19 protein-coding genes are annotated in these 20,272 nt (G+C 55.9%); 5 read left to right on the top strand and 14 right to left on the bottom strand.

What is annotated here, in order from left to right; genetic code table 11:
• Position 1: 1 nt before the first annotated feature.
• From LG204_RS03555 to LG204_RS03540, 4 genes are all read right to left on the bottom strand, one after another.
• Complete coding sequence (locus LG204_RS03555; RefSeq protein WP_230335971.1) at positions 2–289, bottom strand: hypothetical protein; 288 nt, start codon at positions 287–289, stop codon at positions 2–4.
• Positions 289–1,605 carry an ammonium transporter gene (locus tag LG204_RS03550; RefSeq protein ID WP_230335970.1) on the bottom strand — a complete coding sequence of 439 codons (1,317 nt, stop codon included), beginning with the start codon at positions 1,603–1,605 and terminating at the stop codon, positions 289–291. The genes LG204_RS03555 and LG204_RS03550 overlap by 1 nt, the downstream gene beginning before the upstream one ends.
• Before the next feature lie 142 nt (positions 1,606–1,747).
• A complete protein-coding gene (secA, locus tag LG204_RS03545) occupies positions 1,748–4,486 on the bottom strand; it encodes a preprotein translocase subunit SecA (protein ID WP_230335969.1) in 2,739 nt (912 codons plus the stop codon).
• A gap of 111 nt (positions 4,487–4,597) precedes the next feature.
• Complete coding sequence (locus LG204_RS03540) at positions 4,598–5,476, bottom strand: M23 family metallopeptidase (RefSeq protein WP_230335968.1); 879 nt, start codon at positions 5,474–5,476, stop codon at positions 4,598–4,600.
• Between the two features lie 27 nt (positions 5,477–5,503).
• On the opposite strand from LG204_RS03540, the gene LG204_RS03535 reads away from it, so the two are divergent.
• From LG204_RS03535 to LG204_RS03515, 5 genes are read left to right on the top strand one after another with little or no spacing between them, the layout of a single operon-like run.
• Positions 5,504–5,926 carry a DUF721 domain-containing protein gene (locus tag LG204_RS03535; RefSeq protein WP_013441323.1) on the top strand — a complete coding sequence of 141 codons (423 nt, stop codon included), beginning with the start codon at positions 5,504–5,506 and terminating at the stop codon, positions 5,924–5,926.
• A gap of 53 nt (positions 5,927–5,979) precedes the next feature.
• The gene (locus tag LG204_RS03530; protein WP_230335967.1) at positions 5,980–6,771 is read left to right on the top strand and encodes a sulfite exporter TauE/SafE family protein; all 792 of its coding nucleotides are present in this window, start codon (positions 5,980–5,982) and stop codon (positions 6,769–6,771) included.
• A 13-nt stretch (positions 6,772–6,784) separates the two neighbouring features.
• Positions 6,785–7,537 carry an ABC transporter ATP-binding protein gene (locus tag LG204_RS03525; RefSeq protein WP_230335966.1) on the top strand — a complete coding sequence of 251 codons (753 nt, stop codon included), beginning with the start codon at positions 6,785–6,787 and terminating at the stop codon, positions 7,535–7,537.
• A complete protein-coding gene (locus LG204_RS03520) occupies positions 7,534–8,346 on the top strand; it encodes an ABC transporter permease (protein WP_230335965.1) in 813 nt (270 codons plus the stop codon). The genes LG204_RS03525 and LG204_RS03520 overlap by 4 nt, the downstream gene beginning before the upstream one ends.
• 29 nt (positions 8,347–8,375) lie before the next feature.
• Positions 8,376–9,035, top strand: a complete 660-nt coding sequence (locus LG204_RS03515) for a uracil-DNA glycosylase (protein WP_230335964.1) — start codon at positions 8,376–8,378, stop codon at positions 9,033–9,035.
• 81 nt (positions 9,036–9,116) lie between these two features.
• On the opposite strand, the gene ppa is transcribed toward LG204_RS03515, so the two are convergent.
• The 10 genes from ppa to LG204_RS03460 all read right to left on the bottom strand — a co-directional run bounded on the left by ppa (position 9,117) and on the right by LG204_RS03460 (position 20,248).
• Entirely contained in the window at positions 9,117–9,644 is a 528-nt protein-coding gene (ppa, locus tag LG204_RS03510) for an inorganic diphosphatase (protein ID WP_230335963.1), read from the bottom strand.
• A 43-nt stretch (positions 9,645–9,687) separates the two neighbouring features.
• Positions 9,688–10,542: a carbonic anhydrase gene (locus tag LG204_RS03505; protein ID WP_328441016.1), complete on the bottom strand. Its 855-nt coding sequence runs from the start codon at positions 10,540–10,542 to the stop codon at positions 9,688–9,690.
• Between the two features lie 59 nt (positions 10,543–10,601).
• Entirely contained in the window at positions 10,602–11,501 is a 900-nt protein-coding gene (locus LG204_RS03495) for a phosphoribosylaminoimidazolesuccinocarboxamide synthase (protein ID WP_230335962.1), read from the bottom strand.
• A gap of 64 nt (positions 11,502–11,565) precedes the next feature.
• A complete protein-coding gene (locus tag LG204_RS03490; protein WP_230335961.1) occupies positions 11,566–11,979 on the bottom strand; it encodes a phosphate-starvation-inducible protein PsiE in 414 nt (137 codons plus the stop codon).
• A gap of 167 nt (positions 11,980–12,146) precedes the next feature.
• A complete protein-coding gene (gene fba / locus LG204_RS03485; RefSeq protein WP_230335960.1) occupies positions 12,147–13,223 on the bottom strand; it encodes a class II fructose-bisphosphate aldolase in 1,077 nt (358 codons plus the stop codon).
• Between the two features lie 9 nt (positions 13,224–13,232).
• The gene (gene pyk, locus LG204_RS03480) at positions 13,233–14,669 is read right to left on the bottom strand and encodes a pyruvate kinase (RefSeq protein WP_230335959.1); all 1,437 of its coding nucleotides are present in this window, start codon (positions 14,667–14,669) and stop codon (positions 13,233–13,235) included.
• A 131-nt stretch (positions 14,670–14,800) separates the two neighbouring features.
• A complete protein-coding gene (locus LG204_RS03475; RefSeq protein ID WP_230335958.1) occupies positions 14,801–15,982 on the bottom strand; it encodes a phosphoglycerate kinase in 1,182 nt (393 codons plus the stop codon).
• Positions 15,983–15,992: 10 nt separating this feature from the next.
• The gene (gene gap / locus LG204_RS03470) at positions 15,993–16,991 is read right to left on the bottom strand and encodes a type I glyceraldehyde-3-phosphate dehydrogenase (protein WP_230335957.1); all 999 of its coding nucleotides are present in this window, start codon (positions 16,989–16,991) and stop codon (positions 15,993–15,995) included.
• 75 nt (positions 16,992–17,066) lie between these two features.
• Positions 17,067–19,052: a transketolase gene (gene tkt / locus LG204_RS03465; protein ID WP_230335956.1), complete on the bottom strand. Its 1,986-nt coding sequence runs from the start codon at positions 19,050–19,052 to the stop codon at positions 17,067–17,069.
• Positions 19,053–19,252: 200 nt separating this feature from the next.
• The gene (locus LG204_RS03460; protein WP_230335955.1) at positions 19,253–20,248 is read right to left on the bottom strand and encodes a GGDEF domain-containing protein; all 996 of its coding nucleotides are present in this window, start codon (positions 20,246–20,248) and stop codon (positions 19,253–19,255) included.
• Between the last annotated feature and the right edge of the window lie 24 nt (positions 20,249–20,272).

Raw genomic sequence — 20,272 nt, 5'->3', positions numbered from 1 at the left:
ACTATCGCAACGTGCCGATATAGCGCTTTTTGACAGTATCGGCCGAAGGTGGAGTGGCCTCGGCTCTGGCGGAGGCTTCCCTGGGTGCAGGCTCGCCATCCAGCAAGGCCTGGTAGCGTAGCGCCTGGCGCGCCAGTTCTTCATTGCCCTGCTCAACCGCGAATTTGATGATGGCACGGGCATACTCTTCGTTCTGCGCCATCCACTCGATATCAATGACGCGGTTGGCAACCCGACGCAAGGCAACATAGAGATGCGCGGCAATCGCTGTTTTTTCAGTGTCCGCCATCAGATGATGCGCTCCGCATGTTGCGAAATATCCAGCCCATCTTCCTCATCGTCGGCACTCACCCGCAACGGACTCACCAGGTTCACAAGCAGCAAGATCACCCAGGTACCGACGCCGCTATACACCAGGGTGGCAATCACCCCTGTGGTTTGCGCGATCATGTTGCCATGCATGCCGCCCACGGCAGGATTCGCCAACAGGCCGGTAAGCAAAGCACCGACAATGCCGCCTATGCCATGAATGCCAAACACATCGAGCGCATCATCCGCGCCCAACACCTGCTTCAAGCCGGTGGCGCCCCAATAACAGGCAATACCTGCCACCACGCCGATAATCAGGGCGCCACCTGCATCCACAAACCCGGAGGCTGGGGTAATGGCGACCAGGCCCGCCACAGCACCCGAGCAAGCCCCAAGCAAAGTCGCGCGCGACTTCACCCACCACTCCAGCGCCATCCAGGTTAATACCGCCATGGCAGTCGCCACTTGCGTCACCAGCATGGCCATGGCTGCCCGGCCGTCGGCGGCTACGGCAGACCCTGCATTAAACCCAAACCAGCCCACCCACAGCAAAGAAGCCCCAAGCAAGGTGTAGGTAAGATTGAATGGTGGGAAAGCGACTCGGCCATATCCCAGCCTCGGCCCCAGCATGTAAGCGCAGACAAGACCAGCGATGCCCGCATTGATATGCACTACCGTGCCACCCGCAAAGTCGAGCACACCCTGCGCGGCCAGCCAGCCGCCTGGCTCCCACACCCAGTGCGCAATCGGCGCATAGATCAGCAAGCTCCATAGAGCGATAAACAGCAGCATGGCAGGGAAGCGGATACGCTCGGCAAAAGCGCCCGTCAGCAGGGCTGGCGTAATGATGGCAAAGGTAAGCTGAAACATGACAAACACGGCTTCAGGCACGCTGGAGGCAATATGACTGACACTGATCTCCGCCCCATCCGGGCTGAAACCCAGCCCATGCAGCAAGACCCGATCAAAGCCGCCAATGAAAAAACTGGATGGCGTGAACGCGAGACTGTAGCCCACCACCACCCAGACAAGGGTGACCACGCAGGTAACCGCCAGACTCTGGAAGGCGGTCGAGAGCACATTCTTTTTGCGCACCATGCCTGCGTAAAACAAGGCGAGACCGGGAATGGTCATCAGCAACACCAAGGCTGTGGCTGTGAGCATCCACGCCGTATCCCCGGCACTGATCTGTGTCACAGGCACCATGCCGGGGCCAGCGACAGCGGCCATCACACTTGCTGGCATAAGCCCGCCCAGGCCCAATATCATGCGCGTAACACCGCTGCTGACTGCCATTGATACGCCTCGCCTTCTGCTTTTGCCCGAACCAACACTCACCGGGCACTTCTTTCACAGGCTTATTCACGCAAAAGCCATGCCACCAATAAAAAACCCGGCCATCAGCCGGGTTTCATCAAGCCAAACAAAAAGCGGTAACTCAGCTCAGCTTGCCATGGCACTGCTTGTATTTTTTACCGGAACCACATGGGCAAGGATCATTGCGCCCAACTTTGACGCCTTCACGCTCAAAGGGCTGGCTTTCTTCGGTAGCGGAAGCATCGGCAATTTCCAGTGAGTCTTCACCCACGCTGGCGCTCGCATCATAGTCAGCATGCTGATATTGCACGTTTTCCAGTTCCACTGGCTTTTCAACCGCTTCAACATCCGCTTCATTACGTACCTGAACCAGCATAGTGATCTGGGTAACTTCACGCTTCACGGTATCGAGCAGAGCTGCGAACAATTCAAATGCCTCGCGCTTGTATTCCTGTTTAGGATTTTTCTGCGCATAAGACCGTAGGTGAATACCCTGACGCAGATGATCCAGCGCCGCCAGATGCTCGCGCCAATGGTTATCAAGGCTTTGCAACATCACAGCGCGCTCAAACTGACGCATGACATCGGCACTGGCTTGCTGCTCCTTGGCGGCATAGGCAGCTTCAGCGGCATTCACCACATGCTCACGCAAGGTTTCTTCATGCAGGTCAGGATTTTCTTCCAGCATTTTTTGTAATGGAATATCAAGGCCAAGCTCGGCCAGCAAAACTTTCTCCAGCCCGGCGATATCCCACTGCTCTTCCAGCGTGCCAGGCGGAATATGCGAAGCAAAGGTGTCATTGACGACATCTGCGCGCATGGCGGCGATGGTCTCGCCTACATCGGCGGCTTCCAGCAATTCATTACGCTGCTGGTAGATCACCTTGCGCTGGTCATTCGACACATCATCGTATTCAAGCAGTTGCTTGCGGATATCGAAGTTACGGCCTTCCACCTTGCGCTGTGCATTCTCGATGGCACGCGTCACCCATGGGTGCTCAATCGCTTCGCCATCAGGCATTTTCAGGCGTTCCATGATGGCCGATACGCGGTCAGAAGCAAAAATACGCAGCAACTGGTCTTCCAGCGACAGATAGAAGCGGCTGGAGCCTGGGTCACCCTGACGGCCAGAGCGACCGCGCAACTGGTTATCCACCCGGCGCGATTCATGGCGTTCGGTACCAATAATATGCAGGCCGCCTGCTGCCAGCACAGCGTCATGCTGCTTCTGCCAGTCTGCCTTGATGGCAGCGATACGGGCTTCCTTGTCAGCATCGCTGAGACTTTCATCACCGCGCACCAGCGCGATCTCTGGCTCAGGGTTACCCCCCAGCACGATGTCGGTACCACGACCCGCCATGTTGGTAGCAATCGTGATCACGCCTGGACGGCCAGCCTGCACAATAATCTGCGCCTCGCGCTCATGCTGCTTGGCGTTCAGCACCTGGTGCTCCAGCTTGGCTTCGTTCAGCAGATGAGAAATCAGTTCGGAATTTTCAATCGAGGTCGTACCCACCAGCACTGGCTGACCACGGCTCTGGCAGTCCTTGATGTCTTCGATGACAGCGCGATACTTCTCGCCTGAGGTACGGTAGACCTTGTCCATCATGTCTTTGCGCTGCATGCCACGATGGGTAGGAATCACCACGGTTTCCAGACCGTAGATCTGGTTGAATTCATAAGCTTCGGTATCGGCAGTACCAGTCATGCCGGACAACTTCCCATACATACGGAAATAATTCTGGAAGGTGATGGATGCCAGCGTCTGGTTTTCTTTCTGGATCGCCACGCCTTCCTTGGCCTCAACTGCCTGATGCAAGCCATCGGACCAGCGGCGGCCCGGCATCATGCGGCCAGTGAATTCGTCCACGATCACAATTTCGCCATCGCGCACCACATAGTGCTGATCACGGTGGAACAGCGATTGCGCACGCAACGCGGCATACATATGGTGAACAAGGCTGATACTGGCAGCATCGTAAAGACTTGCACCTTCGGACAGCAAACCGGCTTCAGCCAGCAATTGCTCGGCATGCTCATGACCGGCTTCGGACATCAACACCTGATGGGATTTCTCATCCACCCAGAAATCACCCTCGCCTTCTTCTTCCTGCTGGCGCTTCAGCTTGGCGGCGATGCCATTCATCTGCACATAGAGATCGATGCTGTCATCGGCCTGACCAGAGATAATCAGGGGAGTACGGGCTTCGTCAATCAGGATGGAGTCGACTTCATCAATCAGCGCATAGCTGAGACCGCGCTGCACGCGCTCCTGCGAGGTAAACACCATGTTGTCGCGCAGGTAATCAAAACCGAATTCGTTATTGGTACCGTAAGTAATGTCAGCGGCATAAGCCTCTTGCTTGGCATCATGCGACATCTGCGAGAGGTTGATGCCGACGCTTAGGCCCAGGAAGTTGTACAGACGCGCCATCCACTCGGCGTCACGCTTTGCCAGGTAATCATTGACGGTAATGACATGCACGCCCTTGCCGGTAAGCGCATTCAAGTAGGCGGGCAATGTGGCCACCAGGGTTTTACCTTCACCAGTACGCATTTCGGCAATCTTGCCAGCGTTGAGCACCATGCCACCAATCAGTTGCACGTCAAAATGGCGCATGCCCAGAATACGGCGGCTGCCTTCACGCACCACCGCAAAGGCTTCAGGCAATAGTTTTTCCAGCGACTCGCCGTTTTGATAGCGTTGCTTGAACTCTTCCGTCTTGGCTTTCAGCTGTTCATCGCTCAGACCCTGCAATGCAGGCTCCAGCGCGTTAATCGCCTGCACATTCTGTGCATATTGTTTGACCAGCCGCTCGTTGCGGCTACCGAAAATTTTCTTGAACAGCGTGGATAACATGCAATAACACCAACTTTCCGCCACATGGACGGAAACCTCTAGGTTGACTTAAACAGTTTCTGGATATGTAACAATGCCAGCAACAACGCGCGTCCATCCATGATGGACGACTTAATTCAGCAAATATTTCCTTGGGTCGAGCGGAGCGCCATTCAGACGCACTTCAAAATGCAGATGGGCACCCGTAGAACGTCCTGTAGTACCTACTCTTGCGATCATTTGGCCTTTTTCAACCCGGTCACCCACCTTTACCAATAATTCTGAGGCGTGGGCATATCTGGTCTCAAAACCTGCACCATGGTCAATCTTGACGATTTTACCATAATCGGGCGTCTGCTCTGCCGTCGTGACAAGGCCACCTGCCGCCGCGTAAATGGGCGTACCTACCTCAGAGGTAAAATCCAGGCCTTCATGGAAGGCCATCCTGCCGCTGAAGGGGTCCAGGCGCCAACCGTAACTTGAAGAGTTATAAGCGCCATTGACGGGATGCCCATTGGGGAAAGCATTTTTCTGCACGCTCTGCTGCATCATGAATGCCTCAATGGCACTCAGCTGGTCCTGCTTGCGCTCCATCTCAAACAGCAGTTCTGATATCTTCTCCTGCAGTTGCGGGACATCCAGTCCGTACCCGCGTACTTCGGGGCCGCCCCGTCCAGGTTCGTGCTGCGCTTCTTCAGGAGTGGATGGCGAGATACCCGCCATGCCGGAGAGGCGCTCGCTGGTGGCATCCAGCCGCATCATGCGCGCCTGCAATTCACCAAGCTGCATGGCGAGGGCATCAATATGCTCTTGAGTATTGGGGGATACGAGATTCAGGGCGGCAGGAATGAGTGCCTTGACGCCATGGTGCTTGCCATCTGCCTGTGGCAGAATAAGGAAGGATGTGAGCAAAGCAATGCCTGCTACCAGCAGCGCCAAAAACAGCACTATTTGCCCCAGAGTGAGAACCCTGGGTTTTGCCATTGTGTCAGAGACAATAATGATATTCACGCAATTCCCCTTTGAGAGCCCATCGGCATGCGCAAGCTGAACGCGTTATTCAAAGACAATGCCAATCTCGAAGCATTGACCAGCTTGTCGGACAGTTTGACTGCCTCTAAAAATGCCTGGAATGCTGTTGTGCCTGCTCAGCTGGCGCGCTATACGCAACCGGGTGTGATCAAGCACAAGCGCCTGACCGTATACGCCCATAACGGCGCGATTGCGGCCAGACTGAAGCTTTTATTACCTACTTTAATCAGTGGTCTGCAAAAGCAAGGGGTTGAAGTTACTTCAATTCGGGTGGAAGTGCAAGTGCAATCTGGCACGCGCGAAACACCCAAAATACTGCGTACATTAAGCGCGCAAGCCGCGGAAAACCTGGACGATCTGGCGCAAAAACTCAAAGGTTCCCCGCTGGGTGAAGCATTGAGCCGACTCATTAGCCGGGCAGAAAAATAAGCACTCAACATCCCTTCTGAAACTAATCTCTTAACCCAAGCTCTGATCTGACTATGGAATTTTTGTACTATCTGGCAGCCGGTGCTGCAACCGGCGTGCTGTCTGGCCTTTTTGGCATAGGCGGCGGCGTGGTGATTGTTTCTATCCTGGCGCACCTGTTCGCCGGACTTGGCTTCCCGGAAAGTCATATCATGCACATTGCGCTGGGCACGTCGCTCGCCAGCATTGTGTTTACATCGCTGTCATCGGCACGGGCACATCACCGCAAGGACAATGTAGATTTCCCATTGATAAAGCAACTGGCGCCCACCATTGTGCTAGGCACCCTGCTGGGCAGCCTGCTCGTTGCCCAGATACACAGCCATGCGCTACAAGCGATTTTTGCGATATTCCTCACGACGGTGGCATGCCAGATGTTGTTCAAGCTCAGCCCCAATCAGGCACGACGCGTCCCTGGCCGCTGGCTGAATGGCGTCATGGGGGTGATTATCGGTTTTATCTCCAGCCTGGTTGGCATCGGCGGCGGTACGGTATCCGTGCCCTACCTGCACTATTGCAATATTCCCTTGAAACGCGCCATTGGCACCTCTGCCGCCATCGGCCTGCCTATCGCCCTGGCGGGGACCATAGGCTATATCTATACCGGCTGGAGCGTGCCCAGCTTGCCCGCCAACAGCCTGGGGTTTATCTACCTGCCTGCGCTGGCTGGCATTGCACTGGCAAGTATTGTCACGGCGCCTTGGGGTGCTGCTCTGGCGCATCGCCTGCCGACACCGATTTTACGGCGCCTCTTTGCCTGCCTGCTGCTTGCTCTCGGGCTCAACATGCTGTGGAAAATCATATGAGCGGAGGTATGGCATGAGCCTTGATAACAGCAAGGATACGGTGATTGAAGTCAGCGCCCTGTACAAGCACTTCGATCAGGTCACCGCGATCAACGGCCTGGATTTCACGGCCCGGCGCGGGGTGACGACGGCCCTGCTCGGCGGTAATGGCGCGGGCAAGACCACCACCATTGCCATGCTGTTGGGGCTGTTGCTGCCCAGCAGCGGCAATATCCGCATATTGGGCGAAGACATGCTGAAACACCGGCACCGCCTGTTGCACCGCATGAATTTTTCATCGCCTTACGTCGATTTGCCGCAGCGCCTTACCGTACGCCAAAACCTCACGGTATTTGGCCATCTCTATCGCCTGCCCGCGCTCAAGCAGCGCATTGCCAAACTGGCCGAAGACCTCAACCTGAGTTCGCTGCTGGACCGCCCCTATGGCAAATTGTCCGCAGGACAAAAAACCCGGGTATCCCTCGCCAAATCATTGATCAACGAACCGGAGGTCTTGCTGCTGGATGAGCCGACGGCCTCGCTGGACCCGGATACTGCCGACGCCATCCGCACGCACCTGGAACAATACCAGCAACGCACCGGCGCCAGCATTCTGCTCGCTTCGCACAACATGACCGAAGTCGAGCGCATGTGCAGTGACGTGATCATGCTGCGCGCGGGCAAAGTAGTCGACACCGGCTCGCCCGACGCCCTGCTGGCGCGTTACGGCCGCACCTCCATGGAAGAGGTCTTTATCGACATCGCACGGGACCGCGCCCCACAATGAGCAAACAAGACATCCATTATTCGCCGCGCCGTATCGGCGCCATCGTGCTGCGCCATCTTTACCTCATGCGTACATCCTGGCCGCGCGTGCTGGAAATGGTGTACTGGCCCACGGTGCAGATGGTGTTATGGGGCTTCATCACCTTGTTTCTCAAGGAAAACAGCCATTACATCGCACAGGCTGCAGGCATTCTCCTGTCCGCCGTATTGTTGTGGGATGTGCTGTTTCGCAGCCAACTGGGCATTGCCCTGGTGTTCATGGAAGAAATGTGGTCGCGCAACCTCGGTCATCTTTTTGTCAGTCCTCTTCGCCCCTACGAAATGGTCTCGGCGCTGATTGTCATGAGCCTGATCCGCACCCTGATTGGCATTGGCGGCGCAGCGCTGGTGGCGATTCCCCTGTTTGACTACAACATTTTTGATATGGGGTTGCCGCTCATCGCCTTCTTTTTCAATCTGATCGCCATGGGTTGGGCTGTGGGATTGCTGGTGTCCGGCATTGTGTTGCGCTACGGCCTCGGCGCCGAGAGTGTCGCCTGGATTGCCGTGTTTGCCATTCAGCCCTTGTGTGCCATTTATTATCCTGTCGCCACCCTGCCGCACTGGCTGCAGCCGGTGGCCTGGGCATTGCCAGCAAGCCACGTGTTTGAAGGCATGCGCGAGCTACTATTGCATGGCACATTCAATATGCATTACCTGGTAAATGCCATGCTGCTGAATATTTTATACCTGGGCGGTGGCATTGCTGCCTTTCTGGGATATTTCCGTGCAGCCCGCCGTCGCGGATTGCTACTGCAAATCGGCGAGTAATGTCCCTTACCCGTCCCTCCGGAGTCATCATGCCTTCCCCTGAAACCATCCCACCTGCCTGGGCCGAGCAGCTACCAGAGCTGGCACAGCAATATGCCAGCGTTCGCGAGCAATTGCGCGATGAATCCGATATCCGTCCCCAGCCCGGCCTGTGGTTTGAAGCCTTGCGAGCAGTAGGCCCGGAAGAAGCGCGTGTCATCATTCTCGGCCAGGACCCCTATCACGGTGAGGACAAAGGCATACAGCAAGCCCATGGCCTGGCGTTTTCCGTGCCTGCAGGCGTGCGCCCGCCACCTTCGCTGCGCAATATACTCAAGGAACTGGCGAGCGATATTGGTGAACCGCATATTGAGGGCGGCAACCTCAGCAACTGGAGCAAGCAGGGTGTGCTACTGCTGAATGCCTCGCTCACCACGCGCGGCGGTGAAGCTGGCGCGCATGCGGCTTATTGGCATACCTTCACCGAAAGGTTGATGGCTTGGCTCGGCCAGCGCGAGCAGCCCCTGGTATTCATCCTCTGGGGCAGTCACGCGCAACGCCATAAATCCCTGATCGCACCGCAGCACCGCATAATCGAATCCGTTCATCCCTCGCCACTTTCAGCGCATCGCGGATTTTTTGGCAGCCGACCATTCAGCCAGACCAACACCGTGCTGGCCGACTGGAGGCAAACGCCCATACACTGGTAAGCCAGCCTGGCACATCATGCCTCGCGGACAATAAAAAACGGCGCCTTATGCGCCGTTTTTTATTGAAAGCTTAAGCAGAGATTACTTGCTGTAGCGTGCCACGCTGGCCAGGATTTCCGCCTTGGCTTCATCGGTGCCAACCCAGCCACCCACCTTGACCCATTTGCCTTTTTCCAGATCCTTGTAGTGCTCAAAGAAGTGGGAAATAGGTGCCAGCTGGAACTCAGGGATGTCGTGATAGCTTTTCACATCCTTGTATTGCGGGCATACCTTGTCTACCGGCACTGCCAGCACCTTGGCATCGATGCCGCCATCATCTTCCATGGTCAGCATGCCGATAGGACGGCAACGAATCACCACACCAGGCTGCAAGGGGATAGGGGTAATGACCAGCACATCGGTTGGATCGCCATCTTCTGCCAGGGTATGGGGAATATAGCCATAATTACAGGGATAGTGCATGGACGTGCCCATGAAACGATCCACGAAAACCGCGCCGGATTCTTTATCCACTTCAAACTTGATTGGCTCGCCACGCATCGGGATTTCGATGATAACGTTGAAATCGTTAGGGATATCCTTGCCTGCTGGCACATTGTTCAATGACATTACTTTGATCCTTTATCAAAAATAGGGTGATTCAATTGTTATTTTAAACTAGCGTTTCGAATTTGAGCTGATCAGCATCGTAGGCTTTCATTTCGCCGTTAATGATGTCGAAATACCAACCATGCAGCTTGATGAGCCCCTGCTCAACACGGGAACGGATGAACGGGAACGTTTGCAGATTTTCCAGCGAGACAACGATACCTGCCATCTCGCAGGCACACAGCTTGTCATCTGCCGTTTCATGCCCATGCTCGGCATTGACGCGGTCAGCCGCACGCTTGGCCATGCCAACCCAAGGCTTGATGAACTCGCCTTCCATGCCTTCAGGTATGCCCTCAAACAGCGCCTTGATGCCGCCGCACTGGCGATGCCCTAGCACAATGATGTGCTGGACTTCGAGCGCGCACACGCCAAACTCCAGCGCCGCGCTCACGCCGTGGTAACCACCGCCTTGCTCATATGGCGGAACCAGATTGGCCACGTTGCGCACCACGAACAGATCCCCGGGTTTGCAATCCAGCACAATTGCCGGGTCCACCCGCGAATCGGAACAGGCAATCACCAGCGTGCTGGGTTTTTGCCCCTGACTCAGTTCGGCAAACAGTTGCTGCTCATCGGTGACGAAGTAGTTGTCATGGAAACGGCGGTAACCATCTATCAGTTTCTGAAAATCTGCCATGCAGGTCTCTTTCTTTAGTTGGGCCCGGCACTCATCAACCACCCAGGATGGGATCATGCGGAGCGCCAGATAAACCAGGCCGGGAATGATGATCAGCTCATCCAGCTGGCCGATGACAGGAATAAAATCCGGTATCAGGTCAAACGGCATTACCAGATAAGCCAGGGCCAGCCATAACAAGGCCTTGGCGGCCCTGGGCGTCTTGGGGTGCGCCAGCACACGCTTATAGACCTGAAACTCGGTCTTGAGCGTGGCGGCGAGCTGTTTCAGTTTTTGTTTCAGCTGGCCAGCTCGTTGCCCGTCAGCTTGCGATAGGCTTCGCGGTATTTGTCTGCAGTTTTCTGCGCGACATCGGCGGGTAATTCGGGGCCAGGCGCCACCTTGTTCCAGCCGGTGGATTCCAGCCAGTCACGCACATACTGCTTGTCGAAACTGGGTGGGTTACTGCCGACGGCATATTGCTCGGCAGGCCAGAAACGCGATGAATCCGGTGTGAGCGCTTCATCAATCAGATAAAGTTCGCCAGCGGCATCGAGGCCAAACTCAAACTTGGTGTCAGCAATGATAATGCCACGCGTCAGCGCATAGGCCGCGGCTTCGGTATAGAGCTGAATGCTGATGCGCGCCACTTTCTCGGCCAGCTCTTTGCCCAGCAGCTGGGCGCATTTTTCCAGGGTGATATTTTCGTCGTGGTCGCCCATCTCAGCCTTGCTGGATGGGGTGAACAATGGCTGCGGCAATGGCGAAGCTTCTTGCAGGCCAGCGGGCAGCGATATACCGCAGACCGTGCCTGCGGTTTTGTATTCTTTCCAGCCAGAACCCACCAGGTAGCCACGCACAATGGCTTCAATCGGTAAAGGCTTCAGCTTTTTGACCACCAGCGCGCGGCGCGCCAGCTGGGCTTTTTCTGCGGGGTCTGCCACCACGCTTTCCGGCGCAATGCCGGTCAGGTGATTGGGGACGATATGGCCCAGCTTATCAAACCAGAAATTGGCAATCTGGGTCAGCACGGCGCCTTTGTCCTGAATCGGCGTCGGCAAAATCACATCGAAAGCCGACAGGCGATCGGTCGTCACCAGCAGCATGGTCTTGTCGTCGATGTCGTAAATATCCCTGACCTTGCCTTGGTTTATCAAAGGCAGGCTGTGAATGCTGGATCGCATGAGAGGTGCTGTCAAAACGGGTTCCTTATCAATATGCGTTAATACGGTCTGCGGCTAAGGCCATCTGGAAGTTGTTGTGCTATTTGGATTGCAGATCGGTGCCATCGGTATAGGGGAAGCGCACATGGCCATAACGCACCAGCAAAATCGCCATGGCAATCAGCAGGATGGAGGCCGATACGGCAAAAATGCGCCAGGCATCCAGCTCCTTGATATCCAGTACCAGATAGCGGGCCAGGGCAATAATGCCGATGTATAGCGGATAGCGCACTGGCAGCTTGCCCGAACCCAGGTAATGGTTGAGCATGGTCATGACTTCAAGGTACAAGAACAGCAGGAGCAAATCGCCCACCGTCACCGACCATGCCTGCCAGATATGGGCGATTTGCTGATACGTCGCCACCACCGTCGCCAGCGCAATTACGATCAATACAATCTGCTCGACAATGCCCAGGCCGTACTGGCCGAGGCTGCTAAATTTATTTGGTCTCATGCTGGCGCTCCCCAAGGTTTTTACTTGATATTGTCTTATGTGCCATGAACGGATGCACCAGACTCACGAGGTGAATCCTGGCATGCTGGCCTGAGCGCTATTTTACCTTACAACCACACCCGCACGATATGCAGATAAGCAAGCACTTACGCAAGAATCACAATCCCCTAGCGCGGCTGCACCAGAGCCGTTAGCTCGCCCTGGCGATAGCGCCGTGCCATCTCGGCGCATGCAACAGGCCGTATGCGCCCCGCTTGCCCGGCCGAGCCGAATGCCTCAAAACGCGCCTGGCAAATGCTGGCCATGCCCTGCGTGGCAGCGGTCAACAGCTTGCGCGGATCAAGCTCGCGATTGTGCTGCCCACCATGCAAAAATTCTCGCGCCGAACCAATAAACGCCATGCGCAGATCGGTATCAATATTCACCTTGCGTACACCATGCCGTATGCCCTGCACAATCTCCTCCACTGGCACACCATAGGTTTCGGGGATATCGCCGCCATGCGCATTGATCAGTTGCAACCACTCCTGCGGCACAGAGGATGCGCCGTGCATGACGAGATGGGTATTGGGCAAGCGGGCATGAATGTCACGTATGCGCTCGATAGCAAGAATATCGCCGCTGGGCGGTCGACTGAATTTATAGGCACCATGGGAAGTGCCAATGGCAATCGCCAGGGCATCCACATTGGTAAACCGTACAAAATCGGCAGCTTCTTCCGGGTCAGTTAGCAACTGACTGTGGTCCAGATGACCCTCGGCACCCACACCATCTTCCTCGCCCGCCATGCCGGTTTCCAGCGAACCCAGCACGCCCAGCTCGCCCTCCACGGAAACGCCCACCGCATGGGCAATATCCACCACGCGACGCGTCACCTCCACGTTGTAGGCAAAATCGGCAGGGGTAGAAGCGTCTTCACGCAGCGAGCCATCCATCATGACGCTGGAAAAGCCAAGCCGTATGGCCTGCACACACACATCAGCCGAGGCGCCATGATCCTGATGCATGACCACGGGAATATGCGGGTAGGTTTCAATGGCAGCGAGCACCAGATGCTGCAGGAACATCTCGCCTGCATATTTTCGGGCGCCGGCGCTGGCTTGCAGAATGACCGGGCTATCCACCGCATCGGCAGCCTGCATCACCGCCTGTATCTGCTCCAGATTATTGACGTTGAACGCAGGCAGGGCGTAGCCGTATTCGGCCGCGTGATCCAGTGCCTGTCTGAGCGTAATGAGTGCCATGGCAAACTCCTAACTTTGGCGATGTTCCCCTACTTGGACAAGTTTCATGGTGTTGGTGCTGCCAGCCTTGCCGATGGGCTGGCCAAAGGTCAGCAAAATATAATCGCCGTTGGTCACCACACCACGCGATACCAGCTCTTCTTCCGCATCAAACAGGATACGGTCGATATCATGCGTGCCGATATCCATGCGATAAGGATACACCCCACGGCACAGCGTGAGCTTGCGGCGCGTATTCTGCTCAGGGCTCAGCGCGTAGATTGGCACATGGGTGCTGGCACGCGATAGCCAGATGACCGATTTTCCCGACTGGGTAAGCGCCGCTATCGCCTTGACCTGGAAATGCCGCGCGCTGTAACTGGTGGCCATGGCAATGGCTTCGTCGATTTCGTCAAAGGTCTCGCGGCCCAGTCGTCGCATGCTGTCATCGTAATATTCTTTTTCTGCTTCCTTGCATACGCGGTGCATGGCTGCCACCGCTTCTACCGGAAACTGCCCGGCCGCTGTTTCCGCCGACAGCATCACCGCATCGGTACCATCCAGCACGGCGTTTGCCACATCCGACACTTCGGCACGGGTCGGGATGGGATTGAGGATCATGGATTCCATCATCTGCGTGGCGGTAATCACCAGCTTGTTCCTGGCGCGGGCCAGTCGGATCATGCGCTTCTGCAAGCCGGGCACCACAGCATCCCCCACTTCCACGCCCAGATCCCCCCGCGCCACCATGATCACATCAGCCGCATCCACAATCTCCTCCAGCGCAGGAATCGCCTCTGCCCGTTCGATCTTGGCGACGATATGCGCATGGCCGCCTGCTTCCTGCACCAGTTGCCGCGCCAGCTCGACATCCGCCCCGCTACGCGGAAACGAGATGGCGATATAGTCGGCGCTGAGGGCAGCAGCGGTCTTGATATCTTCGCGGTCTTTTTCAGTGAGCGCCTCGGCCGCCAATCCGCCGCCCAAGCGGTTAATGCCTTTGTTATTGGACAGCAGGCCGCCTACCTTGACGGTGCAATAGACCGCCGTGCCTTCTACCGAATCCACGGTGAGCACGATACGGCCATCATCCAGCAGCAGCACCGTCCCTGTGACCACCTCTTGTGGCAGGGTCTTGTAATCCAGCCCGACGCGCGATTGATCGCCTAACGGGCAGGCGGCATCCAGAATGAAATTGTCGCCAGGACGCAGCAGCACCTTGCCATCAGCAAACTTGCCGATACGGATTTTGGGGCCTTGCAAATCGCATAGCACGCCCACCGAGCGACGGCGGGCACGCGCAAGTTCACGCACCAGCTCTGCACGGGCGATATGGTCCGCCGCTTGCCCGTGCGAAAAATTCAGGCGCACCACATCCACCCCGGCATCCAGCATGCGTTCCAGCACTTCACGCTCACTGGAGGCTGGCCCCAGCGTCGCCACGATCTTGGTTCTGCGTAATTCCATTGCTACCTCCTGATGTGGCAGTCACCTGCAGACCGCAGGCTCAGCCACCTGAAACCAGATTACAAATAACGGCTGCCCATAAAAAAAGGGGCGCAAGCGCCCCTTTTGCTGAATACCCGCGCGATAGACGCTTAGCCGCGTGCGCGAGCCTCCAGGATTTCAACTGCTGGCAGCGGTTTGCCTTCCAGAAACTCCAGGAAAGCGCCACCGGCGGTTGAAATATAGGACACCTTGTCGTAGATATCATACTTCTGAATAGCCGCAATGGTGTCGCCACCGCCCGCCAGAGTAAACGCCTTGGTCTGGGCAATGGCTTCGGCAATCTTTTTGGTACCTTCGCCAAACTGATCAAACTCAAACACACCCACCGGGCCATTCCAGACCACAGTGGCGGCATTCATGATGATGTCTGCCAATTCCTCAGCAGATTTCGGGCCAATGTCAAAAATCATGTCGTCTGCGGCCACATCATTCGCGTCCTTCAGCACGGCAGGCTCGTTGGCATCGAATTGCTTGCCGACGACCACATCCACGGCAATCGGCACCGCTGCACCACGTGCCGACATTTTGTCGATCAGCGCCTTGGCAGTGGGCACCAGGTCATCCTCGCACAAAGACTTGCCGACTTCATGCCCGGTAGCCTTGAGGAAGGTATTGGCGATACCCCCGCCCACCACCAGCTGGTCCACTTTTTCAGCTAGGCTTTCCAGCACGGTGAGTTTGGTCGACACCTTGGAGCCACCGACAATAGCGACCATAGGTCGGGCCGGACACAGCAAGGCCTTGCCCAGTGCATCGAGCTCGCCTACCAGCAAGATGCCTGCTGCGGCGACTGGCGCAAACTTGGCGACCCCATGGGTAGAGGCCTCAGCCCGGTGCGCGGTACCAAAGGCATCCATCACAAAGACATCGCACAGCTTGGCGTACTTTTGTGACGTTTCATCGAGGTTTTTCTTTTCGCCCTTGTTAAACCGACAGTTTTCCAGCAGCACCAGTTCACCTTCGGCCACCTCAAAACCGCCATCCACCCAGTCCTTGATCAGGCGCACAGGCTTGCCAAGTTTGGCGGCAATCACGTCGGCCACCGGCTTGAGCGAGTTCTCCTCGGAATACACGCCCTCTTCCGGACGCCCCAGATGGGACGTCACCATGACCTTGGCACCCGCTTTCAGCGCGTGCTCGATGGTAGCCATGGATGCGGTAATGCGGGCATCCGAGGTCACTTTGCCGTCCTTGACCGGCACATTGAGATCAGAACGAATCAGTACCTTTTTACCCTTAAGGTCCAGGTCGGTCATTTTGATGACTTTCATGCCCAGCTCCTTATTTGGCGACGTGCTGAACCAAGCGCATCAGGTTGCAGGTGTAGCCATACTCGTTGTCGTACCAGGCCACGACTTTGACAAAGGTCGGGTCAAGCTGAATACCAGCATCGGCATCAAATACCGATGGGCAGGTTTCACCACGGAAATCGGTGGACACCACTTTTTCTTCGGTATAGCCAAGCACACCCTTCAGCTCACCTTCAGAAGCGGCTTTCATCGCGGCGCAGATTTGCTCGTAGCTGGTTTCTTTTTCCAGTTCCACGGTCAGGTCAACCACGGAAACATCCGAAGTTGGCACACGGAAGGCCATGCCAGTCAGCTTTTTGTTCAAGGCAGGAATCACCTTGCCGACAGCCTTGGCAGCACCGGTGGACGAAGGAATGATGTTTTCCAGAATGCCGCGACCACCGCGCCAATCCTTGTTGGAGGGGCCATCAACGGTTTTCTGCGTTGCCGTGGCAGCGTGTACCGTGGTCATCAGGCCGCGCTTGATGCCGAATGCATCGTTCAGCACCTTGGCAACCGGCGCCAGGCCATTGGTCGTGCAAGAAGCTGCCGACACAATCGCTTCGCCTTGGTAGCTGGCGTGGTTAACACCATAGACAAACATGGGGGTATCGTCCTTGGAGGGGGCCGATTGCACCACTTTTTTGGCGCCTGCATCGATATGCTTCTGGCAGGTTTCCTTGGTAAGGAAGAAACCCGTACATTCGATCACGATATCCACGCCCGCCTCGTCCCACTTGAGGTTGGCCGGATCCTTTTCAGCGGTCAGATGGATCGTCTTGCCGTTCACCACCAGATGATTGCCTTCGACGGCGACATCACCCTTGAATTTGCCGTGTACCGAGTCATGCTTCAGCATGTATGCCAGATAGTCCGGCTCAAGCAAGTCGTTGATTGCGACCACTTCAATATCGGTGAAATGCTGGGCAGCTGCGCGAAACACCATGCGGCCGATGCGGCCAAAACCATTGATACCAACCCTGATTGCCATTTTGTCTTCCCTTTCCTGGTAAAGAAAAAGGGAGCCAACGCTAGACTGGCTCCCTTTTTACTTAACTACACACTATTACAGTACGGATTTTACGGTTTTCACAACATTTTCAACCGTGAAACCGAAGTGCTTCATCAGCACGCCGCCTGGAGCGGACTCGCCGAAGGTGTCGATACCGACCACAGCACCTTCCAGGCCAACATACTTGCGCCAGAAGTCAGGGTGAGCAGCTTCCACTGCAACACGCTTCACGCCTGGGGTCAGCACGCTGTCCTTGTAAGCCTGGTCTTGTGCGTCGAATACGTTGGTGGATGGCATGGAAACCACGCGCACCTTGGTACCAGCCGCATTCAGCTCAGCAGCAGCCTTGATCGCCAGATCCAGCTCGGAACCGTTGGCGATGATGATCACATCAGCCTTGCCAGCCACGTCGGAGAATACATAACCACCCTTGCGGATCAGGTCAATTTGCGCAGCATCGTGCTTGATGCCAGGCAGATTCTGACGGCTCAGCACCAGGCTGGTAGGACCATCGGTACGCTCAACAGCCGCCACCCATGCCACGGCAGTTTCTGTCGCATCAGCAGGACGCCATACGTTCATGCGTGGGATATAACGCAGACCGGAGGTGTTTTCAACTGGTTGGTGGGTTGGGCCGTCTTCGCCTTGACCGATAGAATCGTGAGTCAGCACGTAAACAACACGTTGCTTCATCAGCGCGGACATGCGCATGCCGTTCTTCATGTAGTCAGAGAACATGTGGAAGGTACCGCCGAATGGCAGCAAGCCACCGTGCAGTGCCACACCATTCATGATCGCAGCCATACCGAATTCACGTACACCGTAGGAGATGTAGTTGCCTGGTTTCTTGGCATCCACATGCACGAAGCTGCCAGTGCTGGTCAGGTTGGAGCCGGTCAAGTCAGCGGAACCGCCGAGGAATTCTGGCAGGATTGGAGCCAGAGCGCCGATCACGTTTTGTGATGCCTTGCGGCTGGCAACGCCTTCTGCCTTTTCGTTGAAGTCGGCGATCATCTTGGTGGTCGCTTCCTTCCAGTTTGCTGGCAGTTCATTTGCCATGCGGCGCTTGAATTCAGCAGCTTCAGCAGGGAAAGCCTTGGCGTATGCATCGAACTTGGCGTCCCATGCAGACTCGGCAGCAGCACCCTTGGACTTGGCATCCCAGCCTGCGTATACGTCAGCAGGGATAACGAATGGCTCGTGGTTCCAGCCGATGTTGGCGCGAGTGGCAGCCACTTCAGCGTCACCCAGTGCGGAGCCGTGGCAGTCGTGGCTGCCGGACTTGTTTGGAGAGCCCTTGCCGATGATGGTCTTGCAGCAGATCAAGGATGGCTTGTCAGTTACCTTCTTGGCAGCATCAACAGCGGCCTGGATTGCAGCAACATCGTGGCCATCTACCGATTGAACGTGCCAGCCGTAAGCTTCAAAACGCTTGGCAGTGTCATCGGTGTACCAGCCTTCGATGTGGCCGTCGATAGAGATGCCGTTGTCATCCCAGAATGCCATCAGCTTGCCCAGACCCCAGGTACCGGCCAGTGCACAAGCTTCGTGGGAAACGCCTTCCATCATACAGCCGTCGCCCAGGAACACGTAGGTGTAGTGGTCAACGATGTCGTGGCCTGGCTTGTTGAACTGGCTGGCCAGCAGCTTTTCGGCCATGGCGAAACCAACGCCATTGGCAATACCCTGGCCCAGAGGACCAGTGGTGGTTTCTACGCCAGGAGCGTAGTGATATTCAGGGTGACCTGCACACTTGGAATGCAATTGACGGAATGTCTTGATGTCCTCGATGGACACATCGTAACCAGTCAGGTGCAGCAGGGAGTAAATCAGCATGGAGCCGTGACCATTGGACAGCACGAAGCGATCGCGGTTAGCCCATTGAGGATTGGTCGGGTTGTGGCTCAGGTTGTGGTTCCACACTACTTCTGCAATTTCCGCCATACCCATAGGCGCGCCTGGGTGCCCCGAGTTGGCTTTCTGGACAGCGTCCATCGAAAGCGCACGGATGGCGTTTGCTAAATCTACACGAGTTGCCATTAAAATCTCCCACGGTTAAAGAGAAAAAAGGCATCTACCCGGCCATCTCAGCCGACTAGAAGCCTTACCTCAAATTCTTTTGGAAATCCCCTGATGCAGGGAATGTAACGCTATATAACGTTGCTACTGCGGTACGCGTTCAGTGCCTAATTATTCCTTAGAACCCACTTTTGAGCAATACCGCCGTTTAATCAAAAGGACTAGAAGAGCTCTACTCCCCCTTCGTTTCGCTTGTTTTCCAGAGCACCTTCCGCCACCAGCCGTTCATAATTGCAAACCCGGTTACGGCCATGATGCTTGGCGTAATACAAAGCCACATCCGCGCGATCGATGATATGCGAAGACGCATCGTACGCCATGATCTCGGTATACCCGGCACTCACAGTGATGCGGCCCACCTGCGGAAACTCGAATTCAGCCACCCGCTCGCGGAAACGATCCAGCACCATCTGCATTTCGTCATGATCGTGACATTCAAAGATAGCGACAAACTCTTCACCGCCAAAGCGGAACAGCAGATCGTGATCACGCAAGCTGTACGTCATTTGCTGCGCGAACAGCAATAGCACCTCATCCCCCAGCAAATGGCCATAGCGGTCATTCACCAGCTTGAAATGGTCAATGTCAAAAATCGCCATGTAATAGTGCAAGCCCAGCGCATCGTCTTCGCGCTGATGCCGGTTTTGCACGCGTGTTACCACCTTGTTCACCTTGTGTTCGAAGGTCTTGCGATTAAGCAGCCCGGTCAGGGTGTCCTGCTCATTATCATTAATCAGCGCGATGAAGTTCTGATACACCTGCAGCAACATGCCGGTGATCTGATCAAAACCAGCCACTTCAGGCGCGGTGACACCAATGACGGCCAGCGGCTTGTTTTTGGCACAGCTCACGGGGTACAGCGTCACGGTTTCGCCATCTTGCCGCACATATTGCTGGCGCTGCCCCGTCGCAACGCACTGTTCCAGCATATGCTGCAAATCAGGAGGAATCTGCGCGCCAGGCGTATCCGCCCCCTCCATCACGGTGAGGGCGAATTTCTTGCTATGTGGATCTTCGAGCTTATAGATGGCTACAGCGCCTGGTGCCACCAGCTCAAACAATGCATGGGCGAGCGAAATCTCCAGCGCGTTCACATCGCGTTCGCTGGTAAGCGCAATCAGCTTGGCTAACACCCCTTGAATGGTGGGCGAGTACAATGCAGACTCAGTAATTAATGAAGG

This window comes from Methylovorus menthalis (assembly GCF_020523625.1).
In the GTDB taxonomy this organism is placed as follows: Bacteria; Pseudomonadota; Gammaproteobacteria; order Burkholderiales; family Methylophilaceae; genus Methylovorus; species Methylovorus menthalis.
The sequence above is the reverse complement of the archived record's forward strand: the minus strand, read 5'-3'. Positions and strand labels throughout refer to the sequence as shown.

Bases quoted from the DNA above. Each gene is read 5' to 3' on its own strand.
- gap (WP_230335957.1), bottom strand. From the start codon at position 16,991: ATGGCAATCAGGGTTGGTATCAATGGTTTTGGCCGCATCGGCCGCATG.
- tkt (WP_230335956.1), bottom strand. From the start codon at position 19,052: ATGGCAACTCGTGTAGATTTAGCAAACGCCATCCGTGCGCTTTCGATG.
- LG204_RS03490 (WP_230335961.1), bottom strand. From the start codon at position 11,979: ATGAGACCAAATAAATTTAGCAGCCTCGGCCAGTACGGCCTGGGCATT.
- LG204_RS03520 (WP_230335965.1), top strand. From the start codon at position 7,534: ATGAGCAAACAAGACATCCATTATTCGCCGCGCCGTATCGGCGCCATC.
- LG204_RS03535 (WP_013441323.1), top strand. From the start codon at position 5,504: ATGCGCAAGCTGAACGCGTTATTCAAAGACAATGCCAATCTCGAAGCA.
- fba (WP_230335960.1), bottom strand. From the start codon at position 13,223: ATGGCACTCATTACGCTCAGACAGGCACTGGATCACGCGGCCGAATAC.
- secA (WP_230335969.1), bottom strand. From the start codon at position 4,486: ATGTTATCCACGCTGTTCAAGAAAATTTTCGGTAGCCGCAACGAGCGG.
- ppa (WP_230335963.1), bottom strand. From the start codon at position 9,644: ATGTCATTGAACAATGTGCCAGCAGGCAAGGATATCCCTAACGATTTC.
- LG204_RS03555 (WP_230335971.1), bottom strand. From the start codon at position 289: ATGGCGGACACTGAAAAAACAGCGATTGCCGCGCATCTCTATGTTGCC.
- LG204_RS03515 (WP_230335964.1), top strand. From the start codon at position 8,376: ATGCCTTCCCCTGAAACCATCCCACCTGCCTGGGCCGAGCAGCTACCA.
- pyk (WP_230335959.1), bottom strand. From the start codon at position 14,669: ATGGAATTACGCAGAACCAAGATCGTGGCGACGCTGGGGCCAGCCTCC.
- LG204_RS03475 (WP_230335958.1), bottom strand. From the start codon at position 15,982: ATGAAAGTCATCAAAATGACCGACCTGGACCTTAAGGGTAAAAAGGTA.
- LG204_RS03550 (WP_230335970.1), bottom strand. From the start codon at position 1,605: ATGGCAGTCAGCAGCGGTGTTACGCGCATGATATTGGGCCTGGGCGGG.
- LG204_RS03530 (WP_230335967.1), top strand. From the start codon at position 5,980: ATGGAATTTTTGTACTATCTGGCAGCCGGTGCTGCAACCGGCGTGCTG.
- LG204_RS03525 (WP_230335966.1), top strand. From the start codon at position 6,785: ATGAGCCTTGATAACAGCAAGGATACGGTGATTGAAGTCAGCGCCCTG.